This window comes from Vibrio sp. V42_P2S4T144 (assembly GCF_009904715.1).
Taxonomy (GTDB): Bacteria; Pseudomonadota; Gammaproteobacteria; order Enterobacterales; family Vibrionaceae; genus Vibrio; species Vibrio alginolyticus.
This window is the reverse complement of sequence record NZ_WXWS01000451.1, coordinates 1-18,423: the sequence shown is the minus strand read 5'-3', so window position 1 is coordinate 18,423 and position 18,423 is coordinate 1. Positions and strand designations below refer to the sequence as shown.

Below are 18,423 nucleotides of genomic sequence, written 5' to 3'. Positions count from 1 at the left end.
TATAAGGGTCGCGCTTAGGATTGTTCAGGTTTATTTTTCTTTATTTGTTTTCTTTTTGTTAATTTTAACCGCTTTTGTATTTGCTATTGCAGTCAGAGTTTTTAGTGACTTGGGTTGATATTTATAACAATTCATCTCTTTCAAGCTCACACTTTTATTAATTTGCCTTCTGAAATGTTAATTGCTTTACATTCTTGGCTCTAATTGCGTTGTAAACATAATGTTAAATTGTAATGACTGGTGAGACTCAAATGCTGACGATCCAGTGTTAGAGATAACTTGCTTAGTTAATGCTCCTGAGCTGATTAGACGAGAAAGACAAGTAAGAGGTGAAGAGACTATGATGAATCTTGCTGCTGCGTTACAAAGAAATGCTGCGAGTAAACCAGATAAAACGGCGTTGATATGTGGCACTGAAAAGATAAATTATGCGCAGTTTGATGCGATCGCCGGCAAGATCGCAGCGTCTTTAATCAATAAAGGCGTAAAGCCAGGTGACCGCGTTGCGATTTCATGCCCAAACATTCCTTTTTTCGCGTTTGTTTATTATGCAATACAAAAAGCTGGCGCGGTTGCAGTCCCATTAAATGTGCTTTTGAAAGCGCGAGAAATTAAGTATCACTTAGAAGATTCAAAAGCGAAGTTTTATTTCTGCTTTGAAGGGACGAAAGAACTGCCAATAGCAAAAGAGGGTGTCAAAGCCTTTGAACAAGTCGATACATGCGAAGGCATAGTCGTACTGACTCAATCTCAAGATGAAAGCTATTGGAATGGTGTAATAACTCTCAATGCGTTTATAGCCGATGTCCAACCGTTGCCGGATTATATACCGCGTAATGCGGATGATACATGTGTGATTTTGTATACATCAGGGACGACAGGCTTACCAAAAGGCGCTGAACTGACTCAGCAGAACATCATAATGAACGCTCTGGTGGCACAAAACATTATGGGCAGCCAGGCCGATGATATTCACTTAGTAACTTTGCCTTTATTTCATACATTTGGTCAAACCGTCCACTTAAATGCTAGTGTTTTGGGCGGGGCAACATTGGTGTTAGTGCCTAGGTTTGAGCCTAAACATGTTCTTGAGCTGGTGGAAAAACATAGGGTGACGATATTTGCTGGTGTGCCAACGATGTACATCGGTCTGCTTCATGTGCAGCATCAATTTGATACCTCGTCATTGCGTGTTGCAGTTAGCGGTGGTGCGCCATTACCGACCGAAATCTTTCGAACCTTTGAAGAAACATTTAATGTGCCGATCTTAGAAGGATACGGGTTGTCGGAGACAAGTCCTATTGCATGTTTTAATCATTTAGATCAGGAGCGAATACCAGGCTCGGTAGGTCAACCGGTTCAAGGCGTCGAAGTAAGAGTTATCGACATTGAAGGCAATGCACTACCGATAGGCGAAGAAGGTGAGATTGTTGTGCGTGGTCATAATGTTATGAAGGGATATCTTGATCGCCCAGAAGTTACTGAATCTGCGCTACAAAATGGTTGGTTCCATACTGGTGATGTGGGCCGCTTTGACAGTTCAGGTAATTTATTTATTGTCGATAGAATGAAAGATCTGATCATTCGAGGTGGATTTAATGTTTATCCCAGAGAAATTGAAGAAGTTTTCATGACTCATCCTGCAGTTTCAATGGTAGCGGTGATAGGGATTCCAAATGAAGAGTATGGAGAAGAGATAAAAGCTTACGTTGTACTTAAACCAAAAGAATATATTGACGCCGATTCATTACAAAAGTGGGGTAAAGAGCAATTAGCCTCGTTTAAATATCCTCGTTATGTCGAAATTCGTGAGCACCTCCCGATGAGTGCGACAGGAAAGATTTTGAAACGTGAGTTGAAGTCTGAATTGAATATAGCTTAGTCAATTCAATGGTCTTTGTGTCACAGCGCCACTTGCCTAAGCGCAAATGGTGTTGTGCTCTTGACCAATTAGATGCATAAGCTTTTTAGCTATCGTTAGACAATACTTACCGTTTGTTGAATGGATCTATTGCTCGAGTTCTTTAAAGTATTCTTCTAAGCGCTTCGGATTGGTAATGGTTACTGAGCCATAGTTTAGCTCTAGCATCCCGATACTTTCTAATCGTTTTAGTATCTTGTGTACACTCTGACGAGTTAGCCCCATCATGTTAGCGATATGTTCTCTTGTTACTCTGACAACGCATGGTCGAGTATCGATCGCTTGATTAAGTTGGTATTCAGCAAGTAGCAGCAACCTTTTGGCGACTCGTTCTTCAATTCCTCTAATCGCGTCATCTTCGATAACAGAAATAGCAGACCACAAGCGGCGGCTAAGTAAGTCGAGTATAGTGGGGTAACTTTGAGGGTATTTGGCGAGTAATTGGCGAAATTTATCTCCAGGAAGCTCCATTACAGTCACGTCAGAATGCGCGGTTGCACCAAAAATACGAGGCATACCGGGAGAAAAAACATTGTCTCCAAACCAGCCACCAGCTTCGAAAATCATCAGTGTGACTTCTTTGCCTTTTGAACTAATTGAGTTCACTCTCACTGCACCTTGAGCTATGACCATAAGAGAAGATTGAAGTGCACCTTTATTGCAAATCAGTGCTTTTTCGTCGAAGCAGCGAACCTTAGTCATTTGCGCTGCTTCACTAAGCCCTTTATCTGGCAGCCCTGATAGTACAGGACATTTGGCTAGCAGTGTTTTGACTTCTTCCATGTAGCAACCTTACTGCACATTGCTTTATTGAGTTAGTTAAGTTACCCAAGCTTAACACTCTTTGAGTGCTCTGCTTGAGATAGATTTGGAAAGTGCGGGCGTTGAACAAAAAATGACGTGGTATAAACACGATAGTAAGAAAACGCCCACTAAACATAATGTTAAGCGGGCGTTGTTGTGTCATATCAAACTGAAATTATTTTTGAGTGGCAGCTTTCATTGCAGAAACGAATTCACCTAGCTTGTCGAGCATAATTTGTGGCTGCTCAACGTTCGCTTCAATGATTTTTACCACGGCTGAACCAGAAATTGCACCAGCCGCACCAGATTCTAGTGCTTGTTTCACCTGTGCAGGCTCAGAGATGCCAAAACCAAGTAGCGCTGGTGGTGCATCAAATTGGTTCAGTCTATCGAGCATATGACCTACAGGCATGTTTGCTTTGGTTTCTGCGCCAGTAACACCTGCACGAGAGAGTAGGTAAGTGTATCCGCCACCCAACTCTGATACTTGCTTCAGTGTTTCATCACTTGCCGTTGGTGGTGCGATGAAGATTGGGTGAATACCAAACTTTTCTGCAGCAGCAACAAATTCAGCACTTTCATTAGTTGGTACGTCTGCAATCAAAACAGAATCGATGCCTGCTTTTGCACAACGCTCATAGAAGTTCTCGATACCACGAGAGTAAACAAGGTTCGCGTACATCAGAAGGCCAATAGGCAACTCTGGGTACTTAGCTCGGATCTTACCGATTTGCTCGAAGCAGATATCTGGTGTTGCACCTGAATCTAACGCGCGAATGTTAGCGCCTTGGATGGTTGGGCCATCGGCTAGCGGATCTGAAAATGGAATACCAAGTTCAAGGGCATCTGCGCCAGACTCAACCAGTGTTTCCATGATTTTGTAAGACTGCTCTGCGTTTGGATCGCAAACCGTTACGAACGGTACAAACGCGCCTTGGTTCTTTTCGTTTAGGCGCTCAAACATCTTTTCATAACGGCTCATTAGATTGCTCCTTTTTCTTCTAGGATGGCATGCACAGTGAAGATATCTTTATCACCACGACCAGATAGGTTAACAACCAACAATTGCTCTTTTTCTGGGTTCTCACGAGCCATACGCAGTGCATGAGCCAGTGCGTGAGAAGATTCTAGAGCAGGGATGATACCTTCGTGACGCGCAATCTCTTGGAATGCTTCTAGCGCCTCATCATCTGTTACGTTGTCGTATTCAGCACGGCCGATTGCGTTTAGGTGGGCGTGTTGTGGACCAACTGAAGGGAAATCAAGACCAGCAGATACTGAGTAAGACTCTTCAACTTGGCCGTTTGGATCTTGCATCAATGGCGCTTTCATACCGAAGAAGATGCCTGTTTTACCATGCTTAAGTGGTGCACCGTGCTGGTCAGTATCGATACCTTTACCTGCTGGCTCAACACCAATTAGGCGAACGCTTTCTTCTTCGATGAAGTCAGCAAACATGCCGATAGCGTTTGAACCACCGCCCACACATGCGATAACCGCATCAGGAAGACGGCCTTCACGTGCCAAAATCTGATTCTTCGTTTCTTCACCAATCATGCGTTGGAAGTCACGCACGATGGTTGGGAATGGGTGAGGACCTGCCGCTGTACCTAGTAGGTAGTGCGCGTCTTCATAAGTTGCAGACCAGTCGCGTAGCGCTTCGTTACATGCGTCTTTAAGCGTTGCTGAACCCGAGTGGACAGGAATAACTTCTGCGCCCATTAGCTTCATACGGAATACGTTCGGGCTTTGACGCTCAACGTCTTTTGCACCCATGTAAACGCGACACTTAAGGCCAAGTAGTGCACACGCTAGTGCAGTTGCTACACCGTGTTGGCCTGCCCCCGTTTCTGCGATGATTTCGTTTTTACCCATGCGTTTTGCAAGCAGAGCTTGACCTAACACTTGGTTGGTCTTGTGCGCGCCACCGTGAAGTAGGTCTTCACGTTTTAGGTACAGTTTGGTTTTCGTACCTTTGGTTAGGTTACGAGTTAGAGTCAAAGCCGTTGGACGGCCCGCATACTCTTGGAGAAGCGTCATGAATTCGCTGCGGAATTCTGGATCTTCTTGCGCGTCGATAAACGCTTGCTCTAGTTGCTCCAGTGCTGGAACTAGAATTTGCGGAACGTACTGACCGCCGTATTCGCCAAAGTAGGCATTCAGTTTTGCCATCGTTATATTCCTTCTCGTATTTTTCGCTACGAATAGCTTTAAATTTTTTAGCTGATATCCAGCTTTAGTAGTTGCGAATAGCGGTGAATGCCGCGAGCAACTTCTGTGAATCTTTTTTGCCTGGTGCGCTTTCTACACCAGAGTTTAAATCTAATCCCAAGCAACCTAGTGTCGCTGCTTGTTGAGCATTTTCTGGCGACAGTCCGCCCGCTAGCATAATTTGACTTGGGTCGCCGATCAGTGACCAGTCGAACACTTGACCAGTTCCACCAGTTTGAGTGCCAACTTGCGCATCTAATAAATGGCGATCAATGTTGTCTGCTAGCAGTTCTGGCTTGGCATCAGTCACGCCGTAAGCTTTCCAAATTTCTACCGCTGCTGGCAGTTCGGCTTTGAGTTGGTTTACGTAAGCTTGGTCTTCTTGACCGTGCAGCTGCACTGCTTTTAAACCCAAAGAGGTCACGACAGAAGCAACAAAATCGATATCGTGATTTTGGAAAACGCCTACGTAGTTCAGTGGAGCACCGCTCATGGTTAAGCGCGCACCTTCAAGGTCGACCGCACGCTTCGACTTCTCGACAAAAATCAGGCCACCAAATACTGCGCCAGATTGATACGCTTTTGCTGCGTCATCTGGGTGCGTTAAGCCACAGACTTTGTTTTCGCCTAACGTCACTTTACGTACAGCAAGTTCTAGGTTGTCTTCCGCCATCAGTGAACTACCAATCAAGAAGCCGTCTGCGTATTCCGCTAAATCACGAACTTGTTGATGGGTATAAATGCCAGACTCTGAAATTACCGTCGCGTTTGGTGCTAGTTCGCGAATTGTCGGTGCCAGTTCTTTAGTACGATTCAAATCGGTACTTAGGTCGCGAAGGTTACGGTTATTGATGCCGATAACGCGTGCGCCTAGCTTAACGGCACGATGAAGCTCTTCTTCGTTGCTCACTTCGGTCAGGATACCCATGTTCAGGCTGTGTGCTGCTTCTTCTAGCGCTTTGTACTCTTCGTCATTCAGGACAGAAAGCATCAATAGCACAGCATCAGCACTGTAATGACGTGCTAGGTAAACTTGGTAGGTATCTACCATAAAGTCTTTGCACAGAACGGGTTGTTTGACTTGACCACGCACTTGAGGAAGAAAGTCAAAGTTACCTTGGAAGTACTTCTCGTCTGTTAGGACTGAAATCGCATCAGCATGGTTGTTGTAAACCGACGCAATGTAATCCAAGTCGAAGTGATCACGAATCAAACCTTTAGAAGGAGATGCCTTCTTACATTCGGTGATGAATGCAGTCTTTTCGCCACTCAGAGCATCGTAGAAGCAGCGGTCCGATGGCAGCAAATCAGACTGAAATGTGCTTAGCGGTTGAGACACCTTACGGTCTGCTACCCACTGATATTTGTCGCGGACAATTTTCGCCAGTACTTCTGCCATTTCTGCTTCTTTCTTAGAAACGTGTTCAGACAGGTTGTCAGCTTGCTGAGTGTTGAAGTCAGTCATCTTCTTCAATTCCTTAAGCGTGTGCGGCAAGTTGTTGTACCAAATGGTACGCTTTGCCTGAATTCATTGCCTCAATCGCTTGTTGCGTGTTGGCTTTTAAATCTTCGTGGCCGAATAGACGCATTAGCAGAGCAACGTTTACTGCCACTGCACCCAATTGTGCGTCTGTACCTTTACCCGTCAGGATATTGGTAATGATTGCTTTGTTTTCTTCAGGATCGCCACCTTTGATCGCTTCTAGCGGGTGCGCTTCTAAACCGAAGTCTGCAGGCGTTAGTTTGTATTCTGTGATCTTACCGTCTTTGATTTCGGCAACGGTTGTTTCACCGTGAATTGCTACTTCGTCCAAACCACTGCCGTGTACTACAGCTGCGCGCTTCATACCCATTTGTAGCATGGTTTCTGCGATAGGACGAACCAGTTCTTCACTGTAAACGCCCATCAATTCGATGTTAGGACGAGCAGGGTTAATCAGTGGGCCAAGAATGTTAAAGATGGTGCGTGTTTTCATGGTTTGACGCACTGGCATCGCATGGCGCACACCACCGTGGTACTGAGGTGCAAATAGGAAAGCAACACCGATATCGTCGACCGCTTTGCGCGTATCTTCTGCGCTCATAGCTAGGTTGATACCAAATGAATCAAGAAGGTCAGAAGAACCCGATTTGCTGGAAACGCTGCGGTTACCGTGTTTCGCTACTTTTAGACCACATGCTGCAGCAACAAACGCCGCAGTGGTTGAAATGTTGATGGTGTTGTGACCGTCGCCACCAGTACCTACGATATCTGCGAAATCGTATTCTGGGCGAGGGAATGGGTTTGCGTTTGCCAGCAGTGCTTTCGCCGCGCCTGCAATTTCGTCTGGTGTTTCGCCTTTGATTTTTAGTGCAGTCAGTGCTGACGCCATCAAAATTGGATCTAGTTCACCACGGATAATGATGTCGAATAGCTGTTGGCTCTCTTCCTGAGTAAGCGATTCTTGCTCGTACAGTTTGGTAATAATAGGGTTGATGATTGCTTCCATATTTCCTCTCCTAAATTTCTTATGTGCCAAGTGCTTTTTAAGCAGTGAGTGGGTTCGCTGAAGTTTGTTCTTCAAGTGCCCATTCGATGGCATTGGCCAACAGTGTTGCTCCGTAGGTCGTCATAATAGATTCCGGGTGGAACTGGAACCCGCAAACTTTATCTTCTTCATGTACAACAGACATTACCAAGTTATCCACTTCTGCTGTGATGGTTAGGCTCTCAGGAACCTTGGTCGCAACCAGCGAGTGGTAACGTGCAATTGCAAGTGGTGATGGTAGGTTTTGGTAAATCGCATGGTTTTGGTGCTCCATCATAGAGACCTTACCGTGAATGATTTCGCCCGCGCCAGCAACGGTGCCGCCGTATGCTTCAACAATCGCTTGGTGACCAAGACAAATACCAATCATTGGCACTTTGCCTTTCATACGTTGGATAAGCTCTGGCATTGAGCCTGCCTCTGAAGGTGCACCAGGACCTGGTGATAGCAGAACCACTGGGTTTTCAAGCTCATTTACCGCTTGTTCGATGGTTTCTGCTGGGATGTTGTTTCGGTAAATCTTGACTGAGTGACCTAGCGAGCGGAATTGATCCACAAGGTTGTAGGTGAACGAGTCAAAGTTGTCGATAAAAATGATATTAGCCATCTCTGAACCCTATTCCTTATTGTGACTTATGCGCTGCTTGGATAGCAGAGATTACCGCTTGTGCTTTGCCGCGCGTTTCGTCTGCTTCCGCTTGTGGATCAGAGTCGAACACCACGCCTGCACCAGCTTGAACTTGAGCAATGCCGTTTTCTACGTAAGCTGAGCGAATGACGATACACGTGTCGAGTGTGCCTTCACCAGTTAGGTAACCAACCGCACCGCCGTAGCTACCGCGACGTGCGCCTTCCACATCGCGAATCAACTGCATTGCGCGAATCTTTGGTGCACCAGTGAGCGTGCCCATGTTCATACATGCTTGGTATGCGTGCAGCGCGTCTAGGTCTTCACGCAGTTGGCCAACCACACGAGATACCAAGTGCATTACGTGGCTGTAACGGTCGACTTTTAGAAGGTCTGCTACGTGGCGAGTGCCCGCTTGTGCAATACGAGCGACGTCGTTACGTGCTAAGTCAACCAACATCATGTGTTCTGCGTTTTCTTTCATGTCAGTACGCAGTTCAAGTTCGATGCGGCTATCCAAGTCGAAATCGATCTCGCCTTTAGGGCGTTTACCACGGCGACGTGTGCCTGCAATTGGGTAGATTTCAATTTGGTTGGTATCGGTTTCATACTTAAGCGCGCTTTCTGGTGATGCGCCAAACAGAGTGAACAGCTCATCTTGCATGTAGAACATGTAAGGGCTTGGGTTACTTTGTTTCAGTTCTTTATAAGCAGCCAGTGGAGAAGGACAAGGTAGAGTGAATCTACGAGACGGTACAACTTGGAATACATCGCCTTTCACTACGAACTCTTTTAAGTCGCGAACGGTTTGGCAGAAGTCTGCATCAGACACGCTAGGTTCTACCGTTACATCTGTTATTTGCTCTGCACTCGGCAACAGTTTTGGCGCTGCACATTGGGCGCTAATTTCTGCAATACGAGTCTCTAACGCTGTTTTCTCTGAACCATCAACAAACAACGTCGCTTGAAGCTGGCAAGATTCCGTTTGATGGTCGACAACAAGTAGTGTTTCCGCGACGTAGAAAACGTAATCTGGACACTGATTTGTTGCTTCGGCATTACCAAGCGGCTCAAAGTTTGCGACTAAGTCGTAGGCAAACAGACCACCAAGGAAAATTGCGTGTTTGTCTTGCTGTGAAATATCAAAACTATGCTGAACCAAACGCAGCGCATCGAAAGAAGAGGCTTCACGTAGGCGAGAGTCTTCATCTAACGTGTCGCATGGCTGGTTAAACTGCAAAGTTAGCGTTTCGCCATCGAACTTGCTCTCAACGTCACCACGGATGTTCTGGTTTAGGTGAGACAGTAGGTTTTTACCGTTATTGGTCAAGGCGTGCATGCTAACGGTATGGCCGAAGCAAACAATGCGAACCGCTGAATCTACGATCAGCAGGGATTTTAAATTTTGCTTTGAATCGATCTCAGCAGATTCCAGCAATAGGCTGTCAGTTTTGTTCTCACATAGTGTGTGGAACAAGCGAGTCGGGTCTTGAGTATAAGGGACGGAAGCCGTTAGCACTTCAAGCTGTCCAAGTTTCTTAATTTCAATGGCCTTGTTCACAAGACCTCCTTGTAGCTGTTTAAATCTTCCTGCCGTACATAGTCGCATAAAGCAAACGTTCTCCCAATCTAGAGTTGGCTATATTCGATTAATGTTTAGGCAGTTGAATGTGAAATGAGCAACAAAACAAAAAAGCCCGCTTAAGTAGCGGGCTTTACAACGTTTGGTTCTATAAACTAGAAGTATACGTTTGCCCACCAAGAACTAGTCCAAGTGCGCCACCAAGCAAGATCTGATGAGTTTGCCTTATTAAGACAAACCGCAACTTTCGCTTTTTGGTTTTGGTTAAATTCTTGTAACATGGTGAACCTTAAATTACATACTTTGTATTTGTGTACTAGTTAACTAGTGCGAGAGTAAAAAGTCAACCCCAAAACGGCATTAAAACGATAAAAATATGAGAATTGATTTACATAGTCACACCACTGCATCGGACGGTCGGTTAGAACCTAAAGATTTAGTGGAAAGGGCGCTGAGTTTTGATATCGAGGTTTTGGCGATCACTGATCACGATACGGTTGACGGTTTGGCGTTAGCTAAGCAATACGTTCAAGATAATAATTTGCCGATAAAAATCATCAATGGCATTGAGATATCGACCGTCTGGCAAAACAAAGACATTCATATTGTCGGCCTGAATATCGATCCGGAAAATGAACAATTATCTGCCCTCATAGAACAACAGAAGCAGCATCGCATAACACGATCTGAGTTAATTGCAGAGCGACTACAAAAAGCAACTCGAGTAGGTGTGCTTGAAGAGGTAAGGCAAATCGCCGGTGATGCTCCAGTGACAAGAGCGCATTTCGCGAAATGGTTGGTAGATAATGGTTACGCAAAAACCATGCAAATGGTGTTTAAAAAATACCTAACGCGTAATAACCCAGGTTATGTACCACCGAATTGGTGTTCGATGAAGGATGCGGTTGATGCTATCCATGCGGCTGGTGGAATGGCGGTATTAGCGCATCCTGGTAGATATAAGTTGACAGCGAAGTGGATTAAGCGTCTTCTAGCAGCGTTTGTCGAAGCGGGTGGTGATGCGATGGAAGTTGCACAGCCACAGCAAGCGCAACAAGAAAGGCGCAACTTGGCTGATTATGCTATACAATACAAACTATTAGCCTCTCAAGGCAGTGATTTTCACTACCCATCACCGTGGATGGAGCTAGGAAGGAACCTATGGTTGCCTGCTGGCGTCGAACCAGTTTGGAAAGATTGGGGAATAGATCCTTCGTTGAATAATACTCAGTAATACGAAGTCGAGAACCCATAAAAATATAGAGCCGAGAGGCTCGATAATGAGGAATTACAATGAGCCAGTTTTTTTACGTTCACCCAGAAAACCCACAGGCTCGCTTGATTAATCAAGCAGTAGCAATCATTCGTAACGGCGGCGTTGTGGTTTACCCTACTGATTCAGGGTACGCACTTGGCTGTCAGTTGGAGAACAAACAGGCACTGGAACGAATCTGTCAGATTCGTCGTCTGGATGATAAGCATAACTTTACTTTACTGTGTCGTGATTTGTCGGAGCTTTCTCTCTATGCGCGAGTGGATAACTCTGCATTCCGACTGCTGAAAAATAACACACCAGGTCCTTACACCTTTATCTTCAAAGGCACAAAAGAGGTGCCGCGTCGTTTGATGAATGCAAAACGTAAGACCATCGGTATCCGTGTTCCAGACAATCAAATTGCCTTGGACTTGTTGGAAGCATTAGGTGAGCCGATGATGTCTACGTCGTTGATTCTACCTGGCAGTGACGTAACAGAATCTGATCCAGAGGATATTCGCGATAAACTAGAACATGCGGTTGATGTGATTCTTAATGGCGGTTACCTAGGTGAACAACCTACGACTGTAATTGACTTTAGCGAAGGTGAACCTGTTGTAGTGCGTTTAGGATCAGGTGACCCTGCACCATTCGAATAGTAGACGCACACCACCGTCAAACAAAATAGGAGGCATCGCGCCTCCTATTTTAGTTGTCATATCGAATATCTTACTGAACTTAACTGATTGAGGTTAAGCAAAATCGAAAATGTCGATACCATTTTGTTCTGCATAGTTGATGTATGCAGAGCTCACACCGTTTAGTGTCACTTCAACATTGTATTCATCACTTGAGAATACTGCCCAGCCACATTCATTGTAAGATAAAGTCAGATCATCCGCTGAATCCAAGAACGTATCTCGAATGCCATCGTTATCAGTGTCTCGGCCCATATCAAAGACAAGTTTGTCATGGAAAATATTAAAATCGACAATGTCGGCTTTAACATCAATATCGTTGGAAGACACTGGCTGATCAGGTACACCAATAGCCAGGCGGTTTGTAAGCACGAAGGTGTCGTCTCCACAGCCACCGCTCAGTACCGATTCACCATCACCAACAACGAGCGTGTCGTTACCCCAGCCACCACTCAAGTAGTTGTTGCCTGAATAATCAAAAATTGTGTCGTCGCCACAGCCACCAAAGAGTTTGTCGTTTCCTAATCCTCCGGATAGGAAATCGTTTCCAAAACCGCCAGAAACAAAGTCGTTACCTCGGCCACCAAGCAAGGTATCGTCTCCCCAGCCACCGAAGACAATATCATTACCTCCGTATCCTACAAACTTATCATCACCACAGAAGCCGAAGAAAATATCGGTTGTTTCAGAGCCTTTTGTGCCTGTCATATCGTCATCTTGAGATGTCCCAAAAATCCAATTTAGGTCGAGATTTAGCATAGACATTGTTCTATTCCTTTTTGTCTGATTTATGCCAATCGCCGAGAGTGCAGAGCGAACCTAGTGAGTCAGAGTACACGATAGCATTAGTGTTATTTTTGATGTGAACTAATGACTTAAAGACAATTTTTGTCTTGTTACCCACGACCTTGTTTTGCTATGAGCGCTCATTGTCTACGGTGATTGGTATTACTTAGCAGCAAACAGGGACGGCTTATTTTTCGTAGCTTTCTAGCAATACGAACAGTAAACACACCCCAAGTGGTTATTGTTGTAACCCTGACAATTTTATCAGGTACCGCGTGGTTAAAGTGGTTCAGGAAGACCGATATTAGTGGGATTCTCGTTGAGCAATGCCTGCATTAAGTAGTAAAAAAGTTGCAGAATAGGACAAATATTTCGGTCATTTTTGATGTGAATTTTGGTGTGGAGAATGGCGCCGATTTAGCTTACATTAACTAAGAAAGTTACGTATAATGTCCGACCGAAAAATCCCACTGAAATGGGTAAATAGCAAAATGCAGACCAATCCTGGTCTAGACGTCTGTGAAGACGACACATAGGTAGATAAATGAGCGAAAAGTTACAAAAAGTATTAGCACGTGCTGGTCACGGTTCTCGTCGTGAGATTGAATCGTTAATTAAATCTGGTCGCGTTAGCGTGAACGGTGTAGTCGCTAAGCTTGGTGAAAGACTTGAAGACGAGAGCAGCGTAGTTCGTATCGATGGTCACATTGTCTCTGCAAAGATTCAAGAAGAAGTGATTTGTCGTGTACTTGCGTACTACAAACCTGAGGGTGAACTGTGTACTCGTCACGATCCAGAAGGTCGTCGTACTGTTTTTGATCGTCTGCCAAAAATTCGTGGCTCTCGTTGGATTTCAGTTGGTCGTCTGGATGCGAACACTTCTGGTCTTCTACTTTTCACAACGGATGGTGAACTGGCGAACCGCTTAATGCACCCAAGCCGCCAAGTTGAACGTGAATACCTAGTACGTGTGTTCGGTGAAGTAACTGAACAGAAAGTTCGTAATCTAGTCAAAGGTGTTGAACTGGAAGACGGTTTAGCTCGCTTTGAAGATGTTGTTTACGCGGGTGGTGAAGGCATGAACCACACGTTTTACGTTGTTATCAACGAAGGTCGTAACCGCGAAGTTCGTCGACTATGGGAATCGCAAGAGTGTACCGTTAGCCGTCTGAAACGTGTTCGTTACGGCGACATCTTCTTAGACAAGAAACTGCCTCGTGGCGGTTGGATGGAGCTTGACCTGAAAGAAGTAAACTACTTGCGTGAGCTTGTAGAGCTTCGTCCAGAGAAAGAAACCATGCTTGATCTGAACAAAGACAACACGTCACGCAAACGTGAGCGTGCACGCAGCCAAAAAATTCGTCGCGCAGTTAAGCGCCATGAAGAGCGTGTTAACACGCCAAAAGGCCGCAGCAACAACCCTTCTCGTCGTAAGCCGAAGAAGGCTGCTGGTGACCAAGGCGCACGTAACAAGCATCGTTAATCGATAGCAAAACATCAGAAAGGCTTGCCAATTCGGCAAGCCTTTTTCTTATCTGTTACATAACAAAAGGATCTAAAGCCTATATAGAGCAGGGTGCTTTGTATAAACAAATACCTCAGCTAAACAAAAACAACAGATAAAAAAATACCAGCACTAGGCTGGTATTTTTGTTCATGATGAAGAAACGTTAATCGCGTTTCCAAAGCATATGGCAGAACTTATGTTCAGGGTCTCGGCTGATTAGCATACGAGCAAATACGTCATCAAGAACGTCATTTTCCTCATTTACTAGGCCGATACGAACCTCTGCATATACTTCTTTGTCGATCTCGAAGCCAACATGTTCAACCCAGTCATCACCGGTTTCAACAAGTTCTGCGGCACCACGATCTTCAAATTGCGCAGTAAACAGAATCACGTCAGCAGGCTCTAGGTTATCCGGAGCCATCTCAAGGAAAATGTCGTACGCTGCGTCGATGACGTCGTCGTAAGAAATCAAATCAGACATGCTTATGCTCGGCTCATGTATTTACGTTCAGCTGTGTTAATGATAACACGGTCACCAGTTGCAATGTACTCAGGAACCTGGATGACAAGACCTGAAGCGAAGCGTGCTGGCTTAGTGCGAGCAGATGCAGAAGCACCTTTGATTGAAGGGTCAGTTTCTTCAATCACTAGCTCAACAGAAGATGGTAGTTCAATACCCACTGCAGCACCGTTAACAAGGATAATGTGGATACCTTGTGTATCTTCGTTGATGAACAGCATGTCGTCTTCAACTTCATTGTGCTTGAATGTGTATTGTGAGTAGTCTTCGTTATCCATGAAGATGTGCTCATCGCCGTCAGCGTATGAGTACACAACTGCACGTTTGTTCATTTCTACCGTTTCAACAACGTCATCAGACTTGTAACGCTCATCTACACGTGCGCCCGTGTTTAGATCTGTACAACGCATTTTGTAGATTTTAGCGCCGCCACGACCGCCAGGAGTCGTTACTTCGATGTCTTTAACTAGAAGAGTTTTACCATTAGACTCGATTGCGAAGCCTTTTTTGATTTCACTTGCCTTTGGCATTGTATATTCCTATTCATACTTATTAAGCAAAACTCGGAGATTATAGCGCTAAGTTAGCCGCCTAGCATTAAAATTCATTGCGGAAATTTGTTGTTACTCCCATGACTAAACACCTGAATGGACTTGATTCAGTGAGTCGGCTAAGAGAACATATAGTCCAACTTCTTGAACCATCTGAGAACACGTTTTAAGTCATGTCTCTGCCTGTTATCGATCCTAAACAACCATTTCAACCAGAGTTTGCGCCTTTAATTAGGGAAGTCACCGCTTGTCTCAAAGGTGGACTGGGGCAAAACTTACACAGCGTTTATGTATACGGTAGTGTTGCTCGTAAAACAGCGATCGCAGGAAGGTCGAACTTAGACCTGGTTGTCGTTACTCAATCATCCTTTGAGCACAATCGCGCGACTTTGCTCAACACAATTAAGTGGCGTGTGCAGCAGAGTTACTCTCAAGTTAATGGTGTATCGGTCCGTACAGCCTTAGTGAGCGAAGTGGCTAATTTAGACAGTATTTTTACTTGGGGCTTTATGCTTAAGCATTGCTGTGTCTGTGTTTATGGTGATGATCTAGCAGACTGCTTCGGTGATTACGTCCCAAGTTGGGAAATTGCTAAGCACTGGAATATGGATGTGGCAGATTGGATTACGGTGTATCGCAAAAAAATCGTACAAGCGAAGACGATAGAAGAGCAGGTGGCCGCCCAGCGCGTGATTGCTAAAAAGTTACTAAGAGCGTCATACTCTTTGGTGATGTATCGAGATAAACGTTGGTTTGATGACCCTATACAATGTGGCAAGGTATTCTTAACTTATCATCCTGAAAAGCAGCTTGAGATCGAGCGGCTAGAAATTTTACTTTCTGGCCGGGGGATTCCCAAGCGTTCTGTTATCGGGTTAATTGATGCGTTTGGTGATTGGTTAGTCAAACAGTACCAGAAAACAGAGTTTCGTATCGGCTAAAACAACCCCATTTGTGGCGCTGAAAGCCTGTCAAAGTCCGCCCCAATGAAAGGGAGAATCGCATCCGCAACAGGTTTGAGTTGTTTATCAATGTAATGTTGATAATCAATAGGGCTATTGAGGTACTCATAAGGTTCAGGGCCGTTCACGGTAATAATGTATTCAATTCGCCCTTTGTTTTGATACTGTAATGGGCGGCCAAGCTTGGCATTTATCTCATCCGCTAAACGAGCTGCACGCACTTGTGGCGGGACGTTCTTCTGATACTCATGCAGTTTTCTGCGCAGTCGCTTTTGATACACCAACTGTTCATCAAATTCACCGTTGTTAGTTTTCTCAACCATCTCTCGGACATAGTCGCTTGGATCTTCACCATGGAAAATCATGCTATAGAGTGTATTTTGAAATTTCTGTGCTAACGAGGTCCAGTCAGTACGGGCACTTTCTAACCCTTTAAATACAATCCGTTCTTGCTCTCCTTCACCGATTAAACCCGCATAGCGCTTTTTCGAGCCAGTTTCTGCGCCACGAATCGTTGGCATAAGGAATCTGCGATAATGGGTTTCATACTCGATTTCCAACATAGATGTTAGGTTGTACTCAGAACGCAGGTGTTCTTGCCACCAAGAGTTGATGTAATCAACTAATTGATTTCCAACAGCGTCAGCTTCTACTTGACTGTATGGTCGATTCAACGACACGAATGTGGAATCCGTATCGCCGTAAATCACTTGATATCCTTGCTCCTCAATCAGCACCTTAGTTTGCTTCATGATTTCATGTCCGCGCATGGTAATACTAGAAGCTAACCGAGTATCAAAGAAACGACATCCCGATGAGCCCAGTACGCCATAAAAGGAGTTCATGATGATTTTGATTGCCTGAGAAAAAGCTTTTTCATTGTTCTTCTTTGCAACATCACGTGCTGCCCAAAGCTTTTCAATCATTTCTGGTAAAAAGTGTTTCGTACGATGGAACTGCCCACCGCGAAAGCCAGGTACAGCCTGATTTTCTTCTTTTCCAATATGGAGCAATAACCCCTCAACTAAACCCATAGGATCAATCAAGAAAGAGCGAATAATCGATGGATATAGACTCTTAAAATCCAATACTAAAACAGAATCATATAGGTTAGGGATGGAGTCCATCACGTAACCTCCGGGGCTGGCAATCCAATTTTCAGGGTGTAGGTTTGGGGCGACGTAGCCTGCTCGGTGTATCTGAGGCATGTATAGGTTTGTGAATGCTGCAACCGAACCGCCAACACGATCCAGTTCGACACCAGTGAGACGAGAGCGCTCTATTGCAAAGTCGAGCAGGTGAGTGTGATTGAAAATCTTATTCACTAACACGCAGTCTTGTAAATTATATTTAGCCAGCGATGGTTTGTCGGAGCGGTACATACGATTGATCTCATCCATGCGGTCATGAACGTTGTGGATTTCTTTCCCTTCCCCTAAGAGTTCTTGAGATACAGACTCTAATGACCAAGACCGAAAGTGATAAGTCGCCGTTTTTAACGTATCGATACCGTCCATTACAACTCGCCCTGGAATGGAAATAAACCCTTGTTGGCTTTGAGATGAACTTCTGAAAAAGCTGGCTTGGTCTGCTCTACCAAGCATTAGCTTCATGTTGTGCCATTCTGCTCGTTTGTGTAGCAGACGAAAGTCAAAATCAATGACGTTCCAACCGACAATGACATCGGGGTCGAATTGTTTAAACCAAACGATGAGTGCTTCTAGAAGCGCTTTTTCATCCTTAACCCATTGTATCGGTGTCTCCGAAGGTTCTGGTTCTCCGATCATGATAACGCGGGAATCCATGACGCTGTCTAATCCGATTGAGTAAAGAATGCCTTTCTCAGAGCATTCTAGATCTAACGAGACAACGTTTAACTTCGGCTCATATTGCCCCGCACGGCATTTTGCGCTCTGGACGCGTTGGTAGCCATTGGTGCGAGTCACATTGCCTGTAAACTCGATACTGCCTTTGATAAAACGCTCCATTAGGTAGCGATCGGCGAGGCGAATATCACTTTCATACGTAGTGATATCTTTTTGAGCGAATGTGTCTTTGAGTGCGAGAGCGTCTCTGGTTACATTGGTATAGCAGGCAGCAAGAGGCGTATGTTCAAACGTTTTGAGATCCAAAAGGCGGATGTCGACGAATATGTTTTTTTCTCGTGCGAGTGTCTTTGCTTGCTCTGAGTGTTTCTGAGCGATGAAAAATACTGGCTTCTCACCATTAATAAGTAACTGAGTAGGACCTGCATCTGTCGAAAGCCACAGCTCGATTTGAGTTTGACCTTTGATGTCTCGTGCCTGTCGAGTTAGCAGGAAGCCTTGTTGAATATTCAAATGTGAGAAACCTTAGAAAACTTGAAGAACGTTAGTTTAACACTAAGAACTGTAAAAATAACCAGTAAAGAAAGCGTCTCAAATTTTTTCTGGAATTAGTGATTACAAGTTAGTCTTTGGTGCAAGAG

Annotated in this window: 17 protein-coding genes and 1 other annotated feature; of the genes, 5 read left to right on the top strand and 12 right to left on the bottom strand. The window is 44.9% G+C overall.

The features are described from left to right. Positions 1-340 precede the first annotated feature (340 nt). A complete protein-coding gene (locus CAG68_RS15270) occupies positions 341-1,882 on the top strand; it encodes a long-chain-fatty-acid--CoA ligase (RefSeq protein WP_054730550.1) in 1,542 nt (513 codons plus the stop codon). 126 nt (positions 1,883-2,008) lie between these two features. On the opposite strand, the gene CAG68_RS15265 is transcribed toward CAG68_RS15270, so the two are convergent. The 8 genes from CAG68_RS15265 to CAG68_RS15230 all read right to left on the bottom strand — a co-directional run bounded on the left by CAG68_RS15265 (position 2,009) and on the right by CAG68_RS15230 (position 9,955). After that, complete coding sequence (locus CAG68_RS15265; RefSeq protein WP_005376777.1) at positions 2,009-2,704, bottom strand: Crp/Fnr family transcriptional regulator; 696 nt, start codon at positions 2,702-2,704, stop codon at positions 2,009-2,011. A 196-nt stretch (positions 2,705-2,900) separates the two neighbouring features. After that, the gene (trpA, locus tag CAG68_RS15260; protein WP_025767264.1) at positions 2,901-3,707 is read right to left on the bottom strand and encodes a tryptophan synthase subunit alpha; all 807 of its coding nucleotides are present in this window, start codon (positions 3,705-3,707) and stop codon (positions 2,901-2,903) included. Beyond that, the gene (gene trpB / locus CAG68_RS15255) at positions 3,707-4,897 is read right to left on the bottom strand and encodes a tryptophan synthase subunit beta (RefSeq protein WP_005445041.1); all 1,191 of its coding nucleotides are present in this window, start codon (positions 4,895-4,897) and stop codon (positions 3,707-3,709) included. Before trpB ends, trpA begins: the two co-directional genes overlap by 1 nt. Positions 4,898-4,961: 64 nt before the next feature. Further along, positions 4,962-6,401 carry a bifunctional indole-3-glycerol-phosphate synthase TrpC/phosphoribosylanthranilate isomerase TrpF gene (trpCF, locus tag CAG68_RS15250; protein ID WP_054730328.1) on the bottom strand — a complete coding sequence of 480 codons (1,440 nt, stop codon included), beginning with the start codon at positions 6,399-6,401 and terminating at the stop codon, positions 4,962-4,964. 13 nt (positions 6,402-6,414) lie between these two features. Further along, on the bottom strand, positions 6,415-7,425 hold the full coding sequence (gene trpD / locus CAG68_RS15245) for an anthranilate phosphoribosyltransferase (protein ID WP_054730330.1): 1,011 nt from the start codon (positions 7,423-7,425) through the stop codon (positions 6,415-6,417). Between the two features lie 37 nt (positions 7,426-7,462). Further along, complete coding sequence (locus CAG68_RS15240; RefSeq protein WP_054730331.1) at positions 7,463-8,071, bottom strand: aminodeoxychorismate/anthranilate synthase component II; 609 nt, start codon at positions 8,069-8,071, stop codon at positions 7,463-7,465. 16 nt (positions 8,072-8,087) lie between these two features. Next, a complete protein-coding gene (locus CAG68_RS15235) occupies positions 8,088-9,653 on the bottom strand; it encodes an anthranilate synthase component 1 (RefSeq protein ID WP_086046908.1) in 1,566 nt (521 codons plus the stop codon). Between the two features lie 126 nt (positions 9,654-9,779). Next, positions 9,780-9,883: a sequence feature (Trp leader region), on the bottom strand. Next, on the bottom strand, positions 9,830-9,955 hold the full coding sequence (locus tag CAG68_RS15230; RefSeq protein WP_005376787.1) for a trp operon leader peptide: 126 nt from the start codon (positions 9,953-9,955) through the stop codon (positions 9,830-9,832). (Overlaps the previous feature by 54 nt.) 95 nt (positions 9,956-10,050) lie before the next feature. Here CAG68_RS15230 and rnm point away from each other — a divergent pair, with 95 nt between their 5' ends. Together rnm and CAG68_RS15220 are read left to right on the top strand one after the other, a co-directional pair. Next, entirely contained in the window at positions 10,051-10,908 is an 858-nt protein-coding gene (gene rnm / locus CAG68_RS15225; protein WP_005386777.1) for an RNase RNM, read from the top strand. A gap of 59 nt (positions 10,909-10,967) precedes the next feature. Next, positions 10,968-11,588: an L-threonylcarbamoyladenylate synthase gene (locus tag CAG68_RS15220; protein ID WP_005376791.1), complete on the top strand. Its 621-nt coding sequence runs from the start codon at positions 10,968-10,970 to the stop codon at positions 11,586-11,588. Between the two features lie 93 nt (positions 11,589-11,681). On the opposite strand, the gene CAG68_RS15215 is transcribed toward CAG68_RS15220, so the two are convergent. Then, positions 11,682-12,392 carry a calcium-binding protein gene (locus CAG68_RS15215; protein ID WP_005376796.1) on the bottom strand — a complete coding sequence of 237 codons (711 nt, stop codon included), beginning with the start codon at positions 12,390-12,392 and terminating at the stop codon, positions 11,682-11,684. 565 nt (positions 12,393-12,957) lie between these two features. On the opposite strand from CAG68_RS15215, the gene rluB reads away from it, so the two are divergent. Next, positions 12,958-13,896, top strand: a complete 939-nt coding sequence (rluB, locus tag CAG68_RS15210; protein WP_054701249.1) for a 23S rRNA pseudouridine(2605) synthase RluB — start codon at positions 12,958-12,960, stop codon at positions 13,894-13,896. A 187-nt stretch (positions 13,897-14,083) separates the two neighbouring features. Here rluB and CAG68_RS15205 read toward each other — a convergent pair whose 3' ends face one another. Both CAG68_RS15205 and efpL read right to left on the bottom strand, forming a co-directional pair. Further along, positions 14,084-14,404, bottom strand: a complete 321-nt coding sequence (locus CAG68_RS15205) for an HI1450 family dsDNA-mimic protein (protein ID WP_005376800.1) — start codon at positions 14,402-14,404, stop codon at positions 14,084-14,086. 2 nt (positions 14,405-14,406) lie between these two features. Beyond that, positions 14,407-14,973: an elongation factor P-like protein EfpL gene (gene efpL, locus CAG68_RS15200; RefSeq protein ID WP_005376801.1), complete on the bottom strand. Its 567-nt coding sequence runs from the start codon at positions 14,971-14,973 to the stop codon at positions 14,407-14,409. Between the two features lie 194 nt (positions 14,974-15,167). On the opposite strand from efpL, the gene CAG68_RS15195 reads away from it, so the two are divergent. Continuing rightward, positions 15,168-15,935, top strand: a complete 768-nt coding sequence (locus CAG68_RS15195) for a hypothetical protein (RefSeq protein WP_054730333.1) — start codon at positions 15,168-15,170, stop codon at positions 15,933-15,935. On the opposite strand, the gene CAG68_RS15190 is transcribed toward CAG68_RS15195, so the two are convergent. After that, positions 15,932-18,295 (bottom strand): DNA polymerase II, encoded by a 2,364-nt coding sequence (locus CAG68_RS15190; RefSeq protein ID WP_085569789.1) that lies wholly within the window; start codon positions 18,293-18,295, stop codon positions 15,932-15,934. The genes CAG68_RS15195 and CAG68_RS15190 overlap by 4 nt on opposite strands. Between the last annotated feature and the right edge of the window lie 128 nt (positions 18,296-18,423).

Coding starts and splice junctions, on each gene's coding strand:
- CAG68_RS15270 (WP_054730550.1), top strand. CDS start 341: ATGATGAATCTTGCTGCTGCGTTACAAAGAAATGCTGCGAGTAAACCA.
- CAG68_RS15265 (WP_005376777.1), bottom strand. CDS start 2,704: ATGGAAGAAGTCAAAACACTGCTAGCCAAATGTCCTGTACTATCAGGG.
- trpA (WP_025767264.1), bottom strand. CDS start 3,707: ATGAGCCGTTATGAAAAGATGTTTGAGCGCCTAAACGAAAAGAACCAA.
- trpB (WP_005445041.1), bottom strand. CDS start 4,897: ATGGCAAAACTGAATGCCTACTTTGGCGAATACGGCGGTCAGTACGTT.
- trpCF (WP_054730328.1), bottom strand. CDS start 6,401: ATGACTGACTTCAACACTCAGCAAGCTGACAACCTGTCTGAACACGTT.
- trpD (WP_054730330.1), bottom strand. CDS start 7,425: ATGGAAGCAATCATCAACCCTATTATTACCAAACTGTACGAGCAAGAA.
- CAG68_RS15240 (WP_054730331.1), bottom strand. CDS start 8,071: ATGGCTAATATCATTTTTATCGACAACTTTGACTCGTTCACCTACAAC.
- CAG68_RS15230 (WP_005376787.1), bottom strand. CDS start 9,955: ATGTTACAAGAATTTAACCAAAACCAAAAAGCGAAAGTTGCGGTTTGT.
- rnm (WP_005386777.1), top strand. CDS start 10,051: ATGAGAATTGATTTACATAGTCACACCACTGCATCGGACGGTCGGTTA.
- CAG68_RS15220 (WP_005376791.1), top strand. CDS start 10,968: ATGAGCCAGTTTTTTTACGTTCACCCAGAAAACCCACAGGCTCGCTTG.
- CAG68_RS15215 (WP_005376796.1), bottom strand. CDS start 12,392: ATGTCTATGCTAAATCTCGACCTAAATTGGATTTTTGGGACATCTCAA.
- rluB (WP_054701249.1), top strand. CDS start 12,958: ATGAGCGAAAAGTTACAAAAAGTATTAGCACGTGCTGGTCACGGTTCT.
- CAG68_RS15205 (WP_005376800.1), bottom strand. CDS start 14,404: ATGTCTGATTTGATTTCTTACGACGACGTCATCGACGCAGCGTACGAC.
- efpL (WP_005376801.1), bottom strand. CDS start 14,973: ATGCCAAAGGCAAGTGAAATCAAAAAAGGCTTCGCAATCGAGTCTAAT.
- CAG68_RS15195 (WP_054730333.1), top strand. CDS start 15,168: ATGTCTCTGCCTGTTATCGATCCTAAACAACCATTTCAACCAGAGTTT.